This window comes from Cobetia sp. 1CM21F (assembly GCF_023161745.1).
In the GTDB taxonomy this organism is placed as follows: Bacteria; Pseudomonadota; Gammaproteobacteria; order Pseudomonadales; family Halomonadaceae; genus Cobetia; species Cobetia amphilecti.
In genome coordinates this window covers 112,822-126,777 of sequence record NZ_JALNTQ010000007.1, presented here as the reverse complement: position 1 = coordinate 126,777, position 13,956 = coordinate 112,822, and the positions used below count along the sequence as shown (strand labels likewise).

Genomic DNA, 13,956 nt, shown 5'->3' with positions numbered 1-13,956 from the left:
GGGAGTGCGTCTGTCGTCACCGCGGATGATGCGACGGTCGTCACCGGCAGCTACGGCACGCTGACCCTCAACAGTGACGGCAGCTATACCTACGTTCTGGATACCACCAAGACGCAGACTCTGGCAGAGGGTGAATCGGCGGAAGACGTCTTCACCTATGTGCTGGAAGACAGCGATGGCGACTATTCCAGCACCACGCTGACCATCAATATCACCGGCTCGGCCGACGCAGTGCCAGTCATCACTCTGGCTGACAAGGAAGTGACCGAGGCCACGGGGGAGACGGTCACTGACACCTTCGAGGTGGCAGCGGATGCCGGCATCGCCAGCGTCACCATCAATGGCACGGATATCACTTCGGCGTCAGTGGATAACCCCATCGTGATCCCGGGCGCGACTGATGACGAAGGCACGCTGACCATCACTGGCTACGATGCCGGCACCGTGTCCTACACCTATGTGGAGGATGGTACGGCTGCGGATCACTCGACTGGCGACGATAGCGTGTTCGACAACTACGCCGTGGTCGTCACTGACCTGGCCGGGCAGAGCACCAGCGACAGTCTTGACGTCAAGATTCTGGATACCGCGCCGACGGCCAAGCCGGATGAGCGCGATATTGATGAAGATGCGACGGACGAGCTCACGGGCAACGTGATCGACGGTGCCAATGACAATGAGGACGTCCTGGGTGCAGATGCGCTGTTCATGGTCTGCAAACTGAACGATACCGGGATTGCCGACGGCGGCAGTGCCACGGTCACGGGCGACTACGGCACGCTGACGCTCAACAGTGACGGCAGCTATACCTACGTTCTGGATACCACCAAGACGCAGTCTCTGGCAGAGAATGAACCGGCGGAAGATGTCTTCACCTATGTGCTGGAAGACAGCGATGGCGACTATTCCAGCACTACGCTGACCATCAATATCACGGGCTCGGCCGACGCAGTGCCGGTCATCACGCTGGCTGACAAGGAAGTGACCGAGGCCACGGGTGAGACGGTCACTGACACCTTCGAGGTGGCAGCGGATGCCGGCATCGCCAGCGTCACCATCAATGGCACGGATATCACTTCGGCGTCAGTGGATAACCCCATCGTGATCCCGGGTGCGACTGATGACGAAGGCACGCTGACCATCACTGGCTATGATTCCGGCACCGTGTCCTACACCTATGTGGATGATGGCACGGCTGCGGATCACTCGGCTGGCGACGATAGCGTGTTCGACAACTACGCCGTGGTCGTCACTGACCTGGCCGGGCAGAGCACCAGCGACAGTCTTGACGTCAAGATTCTGGATACCGCGCCTGTCGCCAATGACGACACCTACACCATTCGCGAAGATGATACGTCTCCGGATGGTGAGCCGGTGATCAACACCAATGTCATTTCCAGTGTTGTCGGCGGCGGACAGGATGAGCTAGGCGCTGATGGCGTGACCATCACGCATCTCGATGGCATTTCACTGGCAGACAATGAGGGTAGCGTTACGGTCGATGGCAGCTACGGCAGCTTGACCATCAATACCGATGGCACCTTCAGTTATGACCTTGATGATGCGCGCGCTCAGGCACTGGGTGCCGGTGACCTCGTCAAGGAAGTATTCGAGTACACCATCCTGGATGCGGATGGTGACTCGGATACCGCCGACATCACCATCAATGTCCAGGGCTTGAATGACAAGCCGGTGGCCTATGACGACGGTCCGATCGTGGTCGAGGAAGATACTCCGGTCAGTGGCAACGTCCTGAACAACGACGTCGACGCCGATGGTGATGAGTTGAGCGTCGTCAGCTTCACTGTTGACGGGGTTACGTACGACCCGGGCAAGACAGCGGATCTTGGCGAAGTCGGCACACTTCTGATCAATGCTGACGGTACCTTCACCTTTACGCCCGGTGAGAATTACAACGGTCCGGTACCCGACACCACTTATGTGATCACGGATGGCACCGAGTTCGATGAAGCCATTCTCAGCTTCGAGGACGTCGCAGCGATTGATGACCCTGTCGTCATCAGTGCCGATGATGGCGCTGTTGCCGAAGATGGTGTGACGGAAGCTTCAGGGACGCTGACCGCGACCGATGTCGATAGTGACGCGCCGACGTTCACGCCGGCCACTGACGACAGCAGTCTCTACGGTACCTTCGCCGTCGATGCCGGCGGCAACTGGACCTATACGCTGGATAACGACACTGCCGCTGTGCAGGGGCTGACATCTGCCGACACGATCAATGAGCAGTACATCGTGCAGCTCAGCGATGGCTCCAGCACGACAGTGGATATCGTCATCAAGGGGACTGATGATGCGCTGCCGGTCATCAGTTCACTGGAAGACCAGTCCGTCACCGAAGCGACCGGAAGCACGCTTACCAATACCTTTACCGTGTCAGCTGCAGCAGGTATCGCGGCAGTGACGATTGCTGGCGTGGATATCACGGATGCCAGCACCACACCGGTAGTGATCTCCAATCCAGATGGTGAAGGCACGCTGACCGTGACCGGCTACGACGCCGACAGCGGTGAGGTCACCTACACCTATGTGGAAGATGGCACAGCGGCTGATCACACAGATGGCGATGACAGCGTCGTCGATGGTTTCACCGTCGTGGTAACGGATCTGGCAGGCCAGAGCACCAGTGACAGTCTCGATGTCACGGTGCTGGATACGGCGCCGGTAGCCAACGCTGATACGCGCAGCATTGGCGAGAATCGCAATGCTGCCGTTGTCGGCAATGTCGTGGATGGCACATCGGCGACTGCCGATACTCTGGGTGCCGATGCGGTAACCGTGACTGCCGTCATCGCCGGAGCGGAGACTGCCCCGGTGAGCGATGGCGCGGCGGCCGTGATCATGGGTGAGCACGGCGAGCTGACCCTGGCGGCGGATGGATCCTACAGCTATCAGTCAGCACGCGACGACCTGCAGTACCTGGCGGCCGGTGAGTCGGTCACGGATGTCTATACCTATGTGATCACGGATGCTGACGGTGATACTGCCACTACCACGCTGACCATCACCATCAAAGGTAGCAACGATGCGCCGGAGATAAGTGTCAGCAGTGGCGACAGTGCCGCCGCCAGCCTGACGGAGACTGGTTCACCGCTGAGTGCCAGCGGAACTCTGTCGGTGGATGACGTGGATCTCAGCAATAGCGTGACGCCGAGCGTCACCGGCGTCTCCAGTGATGGCGATACCGGCACGCTGGACAACGATGACCTGCTTGCGCTGCTGGGCGTGGATACCGGGGCCATCATCGATGACGAGAGTACTGAAGGTACGCTCAACTGGTCCTTCGACAGCAGCGCAGCCGGGGAAAGCTTCGACTATCTGTCTGCAGGCGAGTCGCTGGTCCTGACCTACACCGTCACTGTCACGGATACGGCGGGAGCGACAGCTACCCAGGATGTCACCATTACCATTCAGGGGACGAATGATGCCCCGGTGGTGGCTGCGACTGAAGGCCGCGTCAGCGAAGAAGGGCTCGAAGGCGGTATCGCCGACAGCGATGCGGCTGATGGTTTCACGGATACCACCGATGCCACCACCGTCACCGGTTCGGTTTCCGTCACGGATGTCGACAGTGACAGCGTGTCGCTGGTATTGACGGCTCCTGCCACGGCCATCACCTCCGGTGGCAGTGCGGTGACCTGGTCCGGCAGCGGCACCCAGTCAATGGTGGCAACCGATGCTGATGGCAATGAAGTCGCGACGGTGACCATCGATGACAGCGGCGCCTATACCTTCACTCTGAGTCAGGCGGTCGATCACTCGGGTGATGGTGAAGATGTCCTGTCTCTGGACTTCGGTGTGCTCGCAACGGATAGCGAAGGCGCCAGCTCCACCGGCACGTTGACCATCGGCATCGAGGATGATGCCCCCGAGCAGCAGGAAGCGCAGAGCTTCTCGTCCACCCTGGTGGATACCAATCTCACTATCATTCTTGATGTGTCAGGTTCCATGAATGCAACTGATGGAATCGATGGTGAAACTCGCCTGCAGAGCGCTATTGATTCCATCAAGTCTCTGATTGAGGCCTACGATGACTTTGGTGACGTACGTATCAATCTGGTGACATTCTCATCCATCGGTAGGGCTCAGAATGCTTGGGTGACCGTAGGAGAGGCTGAGAGCATTCTGGATAATCTGCAGGCCGGTGGTTATACCAATTATGATTCCGCTCTTGCAGCTGCTATCGAGAATTATTCTGAAGATGGAGCATTGGAGGATGCGCAAAGCATTTCCTATTTCTTCTCTGATGGTGAGCCAAACTTTGGCGATGGTGATGATGAAGCGCTGAATGTGCTTGTGGGGAATACCATTTACAGAGCAGATGCCGGTATCTCGAACGATGAAGAGGATATCTGGACTGACTTCCTGGTCGATAATGGCATCAAGTCCTACGCTATCGGCCTGGGTAGCAACGTCACAGAGTCCAACCTTGATCCGATTGCCTATGACGGTTCAGCGGATGAAGACCTCGATAGCACTGTCGTTACCAGCTTTGAGGATCTCGACGATACCCTCGCCGCTACTGTCCAATCACCGGTCAGTGGTCAGCTTGTCTCGGGCAGCTCCGTGGATGGCAGTCTGTTGGGGGCGGATGGCGGTTATCTGCAATCGGTCACCGTGGATGGCACGACCTACAGTTATGACCCGGCCACCAACACCGTGTCTGCAGTGGGCACGGACAATAGCAGCTACGATGCGGGCAGCCTGGAGTTGACCATCTCTACGGACCTGGGTGGCAGCATGCTGTTCAATCTGGGGAGCGGTGACTTCGCCTACACGCCGCCTAGCAATGTTACTGAGCGCTCCACAGACAGCTTCGATTACGTGACGGTCGACAATGACGGGGATACCAACGCCTCAAGTGTCAGCATCGACGTCGACAAGCTGTCAGTCCTGATCGGGACCTCTGGCAACGAGACCCTGACGGGCGATGGCGATGGCCCGTTCTATGCGGACTATCTGATTGGCCAAGGCGGCAATGACACCCTGAGCGGTGGCGAGGGCAGCGATCGTCTGGAAGGTGGCAGCGGCAACGATACGCTGCGGGGCGGCACCGGCAACGATATCCTCTCTGGTGGTGAGGGCGATGATCTTCTGGTCGGAGGTGCCGGCAATGACATCCTGACCGGCGGCGATGGTGCCGATACCTTCCAGTGGCTGAGCGGTCATGACATCAACAGCGAAGGCGGCATGGCGACGGATACCATCACCGACTTCAGTGTCGCGGATGGCGATGTCATCGATCTGTCCGATCTGCTTCAGTCCAACGATGATGCCGATACGCTCTCGAGCTTCCTGCACTTCGAGTCAGACGGAGAAGGTGGCACCAATATCGAGATCAGTGTCGATGGATCCGACGGCAGCAATATCACGCAAGAGATCAATCTGCAGGATGTCGACCTGACATCAGGTGGCGACACGGATACGCAGATCATTCAATCTCTGCTCGACAGCAACAGTCTCAAGACGAACGTTGACGGCTGAATCGATGTGATAGGGGAGATGGCTTAGGCTGTCTCCCCTTGCTGTATTAGACTTTGCCGTAGAGACATCTGCGAAGTGCCCTACTAAGGAGGACAGGTTGAGCGATCAACCCACGCCATTAAGACCGGAGCCCGTTGGCGAGAGGGAGGGCGACCCCCTTCTCAATGCGCTGGTCTTCATGGCGCGTTACCACGGCAATCCCAGATCTGCAGCAGTGCTGATCGATGGCCTTCCCATGGAGGAAGGCCGTCTTCCCTTGGCGCTTGTCAGTCGTGCCGCGGCACGGGCCAATCTGAGTGCCAAACTGGTCAACCAGCAGATCACGGCCATCAGCGACATGCTGATGCCGTGCATTCTCATACTCAAGGAAGAGCGTGCTGTCGTCTTGCTGGAGGTCGACAACGACGCAGGCAAGGCCAGGATTCATCAGCCTGAGGCCGAGGGTGATGAGCTGGTCGACATCGAGACTCTGGCTGAGCGTCATGATGGGCGTGTCGTCTATCTCAAGCAGGAGCACCGCTTTGATGAACGCGCACCGGAAACGCTCAAGCAGAGCGATGGCCATTGGTTCTGGTCAACGCTGAAGCTGTCGCGGCCGATCTATCGTGACGTGATTCTGGCGTCGATATTGATCAACCTGTTTGCCGTGGCATCGCCACTGTTCGTGATGAACGCCTATGACAAGGTCGTGCCCAACCTGGCCTTCAACACGCTGTGGGTCTTGGCGACGGGCATGGCGATCATCATGGTGTTCGACTTCGTGATGCGCCAGACACGTGCTTACTTCATGGACACGGCCGGCAAGAAGTCCGAGGTGTTGCTGACCTCGAAGCTCTTCTCCAAGACCATGAACCTGCGGATGGAAGCGCGTCCCGGCTCCGTCGGTGGCTATGTGAAGCACCTGCAGGAGTTTGATTCGATCCGCGAGTTCTTTACCTCCGCGACCCTGACCACCCTGGTCGATCTGCCGTTTGCCCTGCTGTTCCTGCTGGTGATCTGGATCGTGGCGGGGCCATTGGTTCTGGTGCCATTCGCCGCGCTCGTGATCCTGCTCGTCTACAGTCTGGCGATCCAGAAACCGCTGCGCAGCAGTATCGAGCAGGGGTCGCGCCTGGCGACGGAACGCAATGCGCGCCTCGTCGAAGCGGTCTCCGGCCTCGAGAGCCTCAAGCTGGCCAATGCTCAGGGCGAAACCCAGCGCCGATATGAACGCGCCGTCGGGCAGATCGCGCATTGGGGGGTGAAAAGCCGCAACCTGACGACCTCTGTCAGCTCGTTGAGCATGTCGCTGACACAGGCCACCACGGTGGCGCTGGTCGTGTTCGGGGTCTATCTGATCGCGGATGCACGCCTGTCTGTCGGTGGCTTGATCGCCGCGGTCATGCTGTCCGGGCGTGCGTTGCAGCCGCTGGGGCAGTTGGCGTTGCTGATCACGCGCATCGGTCAGACGCGCAGTGCCATGAGTGCGCTTGAGCAGATCATGGCATTGCCGGAAGAGTCGGAAGATCGTCGTTACGTTCATCGCGAGCACCTGCAGATGCGCATCGAATTCGATCGCGTCGGCTTTGCCTATGCGCCGAATACGCCGCCTGCCGTGTCGGATATCTCATTGACCATCAATCCAGGCGAGAGGATCGCGATCATCGGGCGTATCGGTGCTGGCAAGAGTACCTTGCAGCGTCTTGTCTCTGGCCTGTATCGCGCCACGGCGGGCAGCGTTCGAATTGATGGGCTGGATCTCAATCAGCTGCATCCCGCCGACGTACGTCGGCATATCGGTCATGCGGGCCAGGACAGTTCACTGTTCTTCGGCTCTATTCGCGACAACATCACCCTCGGCCAACCACACGCCAGTGATGTACAGGTCGAACTCGCGGCTGATGCCTCCGGTGTGACCGAATTCACTCGTCATCACCCTGAAGGACTGGACCGTCAGGTGGGTGAGGGTGGGCGCATGCTCTCCAGTGGTCAGCGTCAGACGGTCTTGCTGGCACGCGCACTCTTGATGCGTCCCCCGCTCTTGCTGCTCGATGAGCCCGGGTCGCATATGGATAACCGCGCTGAGCTGCGCCTGCGCAGAATGCTCAAGTCCCTGCCACGCAGCCAGACGCTGCTGCTGGTCACCCACAAGAGCAGCATGCTCGACGTGGTAGACCGCGTCATCGTCATGGAAGGAGGGCGCATCGTCGCCGATGGGCCCAAGCAGCAGGTGCTGAGCGCCCTGAATGAAGGCCGTGTCGCCGGGCGCAAGCAGGAGGTGAATCGTGGCTAAGGCACCGATTGAGCAGCGTGATCTTCACCACCTCGACGATGTCAGCTCGGCCGTGTTGCTGGCGACTCCCTGGAAGTCGCGCATCCTGATCTGGATGGTGCTCGCATTCGTGGTCATCTTCATCATCTGGGCCAGCCAGGCGAGTCTGGAGGTCGTCACGCGCGGGTCCGGCAAGGTCGTGCCCTCGACGCACCTGCAGGTCGTCCAGAACCTGGAGGGCGGTATCGTGCGCGAGATCTATATCAAGGAAGGTCAGGTCGTCTCGCCGGGGGAGCCACTGCTGCGCATCGACGACACCAGCGCAGGTTCCGATCTGCGCGAGCGTGTCTCGACCCTCGATGGCCTGCAGGCCACCATCATGCAGTACGACACCGAGCTTGATTCCATCGAGGTCAACGCCTCCGCGGATGCCTGGAAGGATCAGGTGAGCGTGAAGAATATCGAGTTGCCCTTCGACGAAGAATTCAAGGCGCGCAGTCCCGCTCTGGTGTCGCGTGCGATGACGGCGTATCGCACGCATCTGAATCAGCTCAACAGTGGCCTCAATGGCGCGCGTGAACAGATTCTGCAGAAGGAGCAGGAGTTGCGTGAGTTGAGATCGCGCATCAACAGTCTCGAGCGCAGCTATCAACTGTCACGTCGCGAGCTCGGCATGACGGCCCCGCTGGTGCGTGAAGGCGTGGTCTCTCAGGTGGACCTTCTCAAGATCCAGCGTGAGGTCAACGACCTGCGGGGTGATCTTGAATCGGCGCGCCTGGCCGTGCCGGGCAAGCAATCGGAGCTGGATGAGGCCATCTCGAATCGGGTCGGCGTCGCGCAGGAATTCCGCTCACGTGCCGCGGAAGAGCTCGCCAAGACCCAGGCGGATCTGGGGCGCTTGCGTGAGGGGCGCACCAGTCTTCAGGACCGACTCGATCGTACTTTGGTGACCTCTCCGGTTCAGGGCGCCATCAAGACGCTGAATATCAATACCATAGGCGGCGTCATCGAGCCCGGGGAAGACCTGATGGAGATCGTTCCCATCGAGGATCAGCTACTGGTTCAGGCGCGAGTCGCTCCCAAGGACATCGGCTTCCTGAGAATCGGACAGCCGGCCGTCGTCAAGTTATCTGCCTACGATTTCACCATCTACGGTGGGTTGGAAGGCAAGGTCGATCAGATCAGTGCGGATACTGTGCAGGATGAAGAAGGCAACAGTTTCTACGAGATCAAGGTGCTGACGGAGCAGAACCACCTTGGAAGTGACTCGGATCCGCTCACGATCATCCCGGGCATGCAGGCCAGTGTCGATGTGATCACTGGCAATCAGACCGTACTGCAATATTTGATGAAGCCGATTCTGCGCGCCAGGCAAGGTGCCTTGCGTGAACGTTGATCAAGGATTTGATGGATTCGAGGGTAACTCATAATGAAAAAGACACTCTTGGCGTTGAGCATCGCCGCAGGGATGGGGTTTGGCGTTCAGGCTTCGGCTGCGACTCTTGAAGAGGCCGTATCCCGAGCGGTAATGGAAAACCCACGCACGCGCGTTCAGGTTTCACGTCACATCCAGCGACTCGAAGAAGCGGAAACCCAGCGCGGGGCGTATCGCCCGACGGTGGATCTGACCGGTCGTCTGGGCTATGGCAAGTTCGACTCGGAAGATGACGGCGTCAATGACGATGATGACTGGCACGATTACACGCGCCTTGATCTGACTATCCGTCAGCTGCTCTGGGACGGCAACACGACAATCGAGCGTATTCGCCAGGCCGAGACAGAGGCGGACTACCAGCGCCTGCAGGTCGCGGCCGAGGCCAATGACATCGCGCTGGATACGGCCGGTGCCTATCTGCAGGTCATGCGTGATGAGCTGATTCTCAAGTATGCACAAGCCAATCTCGAGGCTCACCGTCGTATCTCGAATGATATCGGGCGGCGTGCGGAATCCGGCCTTGGTGCGCGCAGTGACGTGCGTCAGGTGGATGGTCGTCTGGCCAATGCCGAAGCCAGCGTGCTGTCATCGATCAACAATCTCGAGGATTCCCGCTCTGCCTATCTGCGTCTGGTGGGCGAGATGCCGTCGGACCTCAGCATGCCGGGCATCGACACCAGCCTGCTCAGCGAGGATGTCGAGAGCGCCTACGTGCAGGCCAATCAGCGCAACCCGCTGTTGGCGGCAGCGCGGGTCTCCATTGACGCTGCACGCCATGAAGTGAACGCCGAGAAGGGCGATAACTACCCTGAGTTCAGTCTCGAGGGCAATCGCACGCTGGACAATGATTATGATCAGGACAAGAGCAAGTCAGACGACTGGAGCGTCGAACTGGTCATGCGCTACAACCTGTATCGCGGTGGCCGTGATCAATCCGAGATCCGCGGTCGTCAGGCAGCGCTGGAAGCGGTCGAGCACGACAATGATCGCGTGATGCGCGATGTGCGTGACGAGATTCGTCTGGCATGGAATGCCCGCGAGAACCTCAAGCGCCAGATCGATTACCTGGAAAGTTATGTGCGTGCCGCGACCGATACCCGCGAGAGTTATCGCAAGCAATTCGATATCGGGCGCCGCACATTGCTGGACCTTCTGGATAGCGAGAGTGAGCTGTTCACCTCTCAACAGAACCTGATTCGCGCCCGTTTTGATCTGGAAACCGCCAACTATCGCCTGCTGTCGGCGACCGGCGCTCTGCTGGATTCCATGAATGTTGCCGTCCCCGTCCAACAACAGGGCTAAGCCACTCACGGCGCTCCCGCACCCTGGATGCGCCGTTGCCATGCTGATGGTTGATGAGGAAATCAGATGAGTCTTTCGCGCCGCCTGTTTACCTTGATGTTGCTGGTATTGTTGGGGTTCTCCCTCGGTATCTTCTTCATCCAGGTCAACAACACCCGTGATGCATTGGCCGAACGACAACGCGTCGAACTCTCGAATCTCGCCCAGAGCCTGAGTCTCGCGCTGGTGCCACATGTAGAGCTTGGCGATGCCGCCAGTGCCGAAGCCCTGATACGTGCCACGGTGGATGGTGGTCATGTGCGCGATGCCAGGCTGGAGAGCGTGGCCATCGCGACACCCATCGCTTTCAATGTCGTGCGCGAGAGTCTGGCCCCGCAGTGGTTTCGTGACCTGATTCCCATGCCGGTGGAATCGGCGAGCCGCGAGCTGCCGGGTGGCTGGGCGTCGCTGGGCACGATCAGCCTGACCGGCGAATCTGCCCAGGGCTATGACCAGCTCTGGCAGCTGGCCAAGCGTCTGGCGCTGTGGCTGTTGCTGGGCGGTCTGATCACGCTGCTGATTGCCTCATTGGTCATGCGCCGTCTGCTGCGCCCGCTGGAGCGTCTCTCGTCTCGCCTCAATGAGATGGAGACGCAGCGCTTCGACGCGCCGCTGGAAGAGACCAGCGTGGCGGAGCTCAAGGGCATCACCTCGGCGGTCAATCGTCTGGGGCAGCGCCTGCAGACCCAGTTCGAGGCTCAGGCCGCGCAGTTGGCGCGTCTGCAGCGCCAGGCGGAAGAAGACTCGGTATCGGGGCTTGGCAACCGTGGCTATTTGAATCGAGCGGTCGATGAGTGGCTGAGCGAGCCGATGGGTGGCAGCTTCGCGCTGCTGCGCGTGTCGCATATCGAGGTGGTGTATCGCGAGCAGGGCTACAAGGGGCGTGACGCCCTGGTGAAAGCCATCGCGCGCAAGCTGGAAGATCGCGAACTGGCGGGTGAGGCGATCATTGCCGCGCGTCTGGCCAATAGCGATTTTGGCCTGTTGCTGCCGGAAACCGATGAGACTCGGCTTCAGGAGTTTCTCACGCTATTGGCGGAGGACATCGACAACCTGCTGGATGCCAATCCGCTGGTGGATACTCCGCCGGAGAACTGTGCCCTTGGCGCCGTTCGGCGTGAGCCGGGCATGCAGCGTACCCAGATGTATGCCGTTGCAGATGCCACGCTTCGTCAGGCCATAGAGCAAGGATCGGGCGTGGAGCTGGCCCCTGCGGGCGGCCGTGCGCGTCCGCGAGGCGAGTGGCGCGAGATCATCGAAAAGGCCCTGGATTCCCCCAAGGGACTCGATTTCGTCGCTCAGCCGGTGTTGCTCAATGATGGTGGTGAGCTTCACCGCGAGCTGTTTGCCCGTCTGCGCGATGGTGATGAACTGCATCGTGCGGGTGATTTCCTGCCCGTGATTCGCCATTTCCGCATGGGGGCGCAGTTCGATCTGCGCGCTCTGGAGTGGCTGGCGTCCTATATCGACAGGATTGAAGTGCCCAGGCTGGCGCTCAACCTGACCGAAGAAACCTTCGACGATGAAGCCAGTTATATTGGTCTGCTCAACTGGTTGGCGGCGCATCCGCGCCTGTGCAAGCGTCTGGATATCGAGGTGTCCGAAAGCATCGCCCTCAGGCATCAGGAGCGTATCAAGATGCTGTTCCGGCATGCTCGTCGGCTGGGCGCGCGGGGCGGCATCGACCGCTTCGCCCGAGAGCTGAAGGAGCTCAGCTATCTGTCGGCGCTGCGGCCTGATTACGTCAAGATCGACCAGGCGTTCTTCAAGCGCGAAGACGTCGACACCGAGCTGTTGCAGAGTCTGTGCATGACCGCGCATCAGGTCGAGTCGCAGGTCATCGTGACCCGCGTCGAGTCCGAGGCGGATCAGGAGCGGGCGATGTCGCTGGGCGCAGATGGCTATCAGGGCTTCGTGTCACCGGCAGTCGATGTCATGGCAAGGCTCGCCAATCCAGCAGAAGATATGCCTCGCTAAGTGACATTCAGGGTGCCTCGACATGAATCATCGCCGCTGGTGGGAGGGTCTTGCGGTCGGGGTGCTGCTGGCGTTGTCGCTCGGTGCGGGTCTGGCACAGGCGGTGGATTCCCGCCAGTTCATCCAGATCTACGGGACAGGTGGCTGGAATCGTGTGCAGCAATGGCAGCAACTGTTGCAGCGTCTGGAGGGCGCGCCGGTCAGGCGTCAGTTGAGCGAAGTGAACGATTTCTTCAATCGTCTCAACTTCACCGATGACCTCAGCATCTGGGGAGCGACCGATTACTGGGCGACGCCGCAGGAGTTTCTGGGGGCAGGGGCCGGTGATTGCGATGACTTCGCCATGGCCAAGTACCTGACTCTACGCGAGCTTGGCGTACCGGAAGACCGCCTGCGTCTGCACTACGTCAAGGCGCTCAGCCTCAACCAGTTCCACATGGTCGTGACCTATCAGGGCGCCAATACGCGCAATCCTGATGTACTGGACAACCTGAACAGTTCCATCCTGCCGGCCAGTGAGCGCACGGACCTGCTGCCTATCTATAGTTTCAATGGCAGTGCGCTGTGGATGAGCAAACGTCTGGAAGGGGGCCAGCGCATCAGCGACAGCCGAGGCCTTTCAAGTCTGTCTGATTGGCAGAAGCGCCGCGCACAAGGGGTGCTGAGAGTGCCGCGCCACAAACGGCCATGAGCCTGGCGGCGTAAGCCCCCTCGAGGAATGGCGATTTAGCTCTGCCAAGCACTATTAAGCACTACAGCACGACAAGACACCCCGTGACCTTCCGGTCGCGGGGTGTCTTGCCATTCGGGCGTTGCAGGCCAGAGCCCTCGTCAGCTGCCCCATGCAGGTTGCGGGCGGGGCGCTAGCGGGGCGTATTGCCGCGCAGGTGCAGGATCTCGAGCAGATTGCCGTAGCGATGGCGACTCGGCATCGTGGCCAGCCCCGAAAAGAGCAGCCAGAACATGCGCCGGCCACGTGTCAGACGATGCGTATGCTGCAGCAGCCGTGACAGCAGCTGGCTGTCATCGAAGCCCTTGAAGTTGGGCGTCATGCTGACCTGTTCTCGCACCAGTACCGGGGCCATCTCCAGCCGATAGAGCTTTTCCAGTTCCTGGAAGCTCAGCCCCTGGGCTTCGACGACTTCTGCCATGTGCTGATACTCGGCTTCACGCGGTTCGCGCTCCAGCCACAGTGGAGACAGCGCCAGCCAGATGTCCTGTCGGCGCTCGAGCAGGGCGGCCACATCGGGGGCGAGGTGAGCGTTCTGATCGTTCATGAAAACATCCTGGGCAGAGCCTGTCGGACAGTGCGGCTGGCAATCAGCGGCGAATGCAGGACGGCAGTGGAATGGCAGTACGTGAAAAGGCCTACATGATACGGCAGCCGCCGCGGCCGGCTCCAGTGATATGCAGGCAGATGGCGGATCATGACGGCAGGGCGGACAGCGTC

Annotated in this window: 7 protein-coding genes; 6 read left to right on the top strand and 1 reads right to left on the bottom strand. The window is 59.7% G+C overall.

The features are described 5' to 3' along the window. The 6 genes from MSG32_RS16975 to MSG32_RS16950 form a co-directional block, all read left to right on the top strand. The coding region (locus MSG32_RS16975; RefSeq protein WP_282460396.1) for a VCBS domain-containing protein at positions 1-5,502 on the top strand (5,502 nt) is incomplete at its 5' end. 97 nt (positions 5,503-5,599) lie between these two features. Next, the gene (locus MSG32_RS16970; protein WP_248380963.1) at positions 5,600-7,774 is read left to right on the top strand and encodes a type I secretion system permease/ATPase; all 2,175 of its coding nucleotides are present in this window, start codon (positions 5,600-5,602) and stop codon (positions 7,772-7,774) included. Then, the gene (locus MSG32_RS16965; protein WP_054555704.1) at positions 7,767-9,149 is read left to right on the top strand and encodes an HlyD family type I secretion periplasmic adaptor subunit; all 1,383 of its coding nucleotides are present in this window, start codon (positions 7,767-7,769) and stop codon (positions 9,147-9,149) included. Before MSG32_RS16970 ends, MSG32_RS16965 begins: the two co-directional genes overlap by 8 nt. Before the next feature lie 33 nt (positions 9,150-9,182). Then, positions 9,183-10,490, top strand: a complete 1,308-nt coding sequence (locus MSG32_RS16960; protein WP_082388386.1) for a TolC family outer membrane protein — start codon at positions 9,183-9,185, stop codon at positions 10,488-10,490. A gap of 66 nt (positions 10,491-10,556) precedes the next feature. Beyond that, positions 10,557-12,506 carry an EAL domain-containing protein gene (locus MSG32_RS16955; RefSeq protein ID WP_153636504.1) on the top strand — a complete coding sequence of 650 codons (1,950 nt, stop codon included), beginning with the start codon at positions 10,557-10,559 and terminating at the stop codon, positions 12,504-12,506. 22 nt (positions 12,507-12,528) lie between these two features. Continuing rightward, positions 12,529-13,197 (top strand): transglutaminase-like cysteine peptidase, encoded by a 669-nt coding sequence (locus MSG32_RS16950; RefSeq protein ID WP_248380961.1) that lies wholly within the window; start codon positions 12,529-12,531, stop codon positions 13,195-13,197. 172 nt (positions 13,198-13,369) lie between these two features. Here MSG32_RS16950 and MSG32_RS16945 read toward each other — a convergent pair whose 3' ends face one another. Beyond that, complete coding sequence (locus tag MSG32_RS16945; protein ID WP_107336043.1) at positions 13,370-13,783, bottom strand: hypothetical protein; 414 nt, start codon at positions 13,781-13,783, stop codon at positions 13,370-13,372. Between the last annotated feature and the right edge of the window lie 173 nt (positions 13,784-13,956).

Excerpts from the sequence above, each read along its gene's own strand:
- MSG32_RS16955 (WP_153636504.1), top strand. The coding sequence starts at position 10,557 with ATGAGTCTTTCGCGCCGCCTGTTTACCTTGATGTTGCTGGTATTGTTG.
- MSG32_RS16945 (WP_107336043.1), bottom strand. The coding sequence starts at position 13,783 with ATGAACGATCAGAACGCTCACCTCGCCCCCGATGTGGCCGCCCTGCTC.
- MSG32_RS16950 (WP_248380961.1), top strand. The coding sequence starts at position 12,529 with ATGAATCATCGCCGCTGGTGGGAGGGTCTTGCGGTCGGGGTGCTGCTG.
- MSG32_RS16960 (WP_082388386.1), top strand. The coding sequence starts at position 9,183 with ATGAAAAAGACACTCTTGGCGTTGAGCATCGCCGCAGGGATGGGGTTT.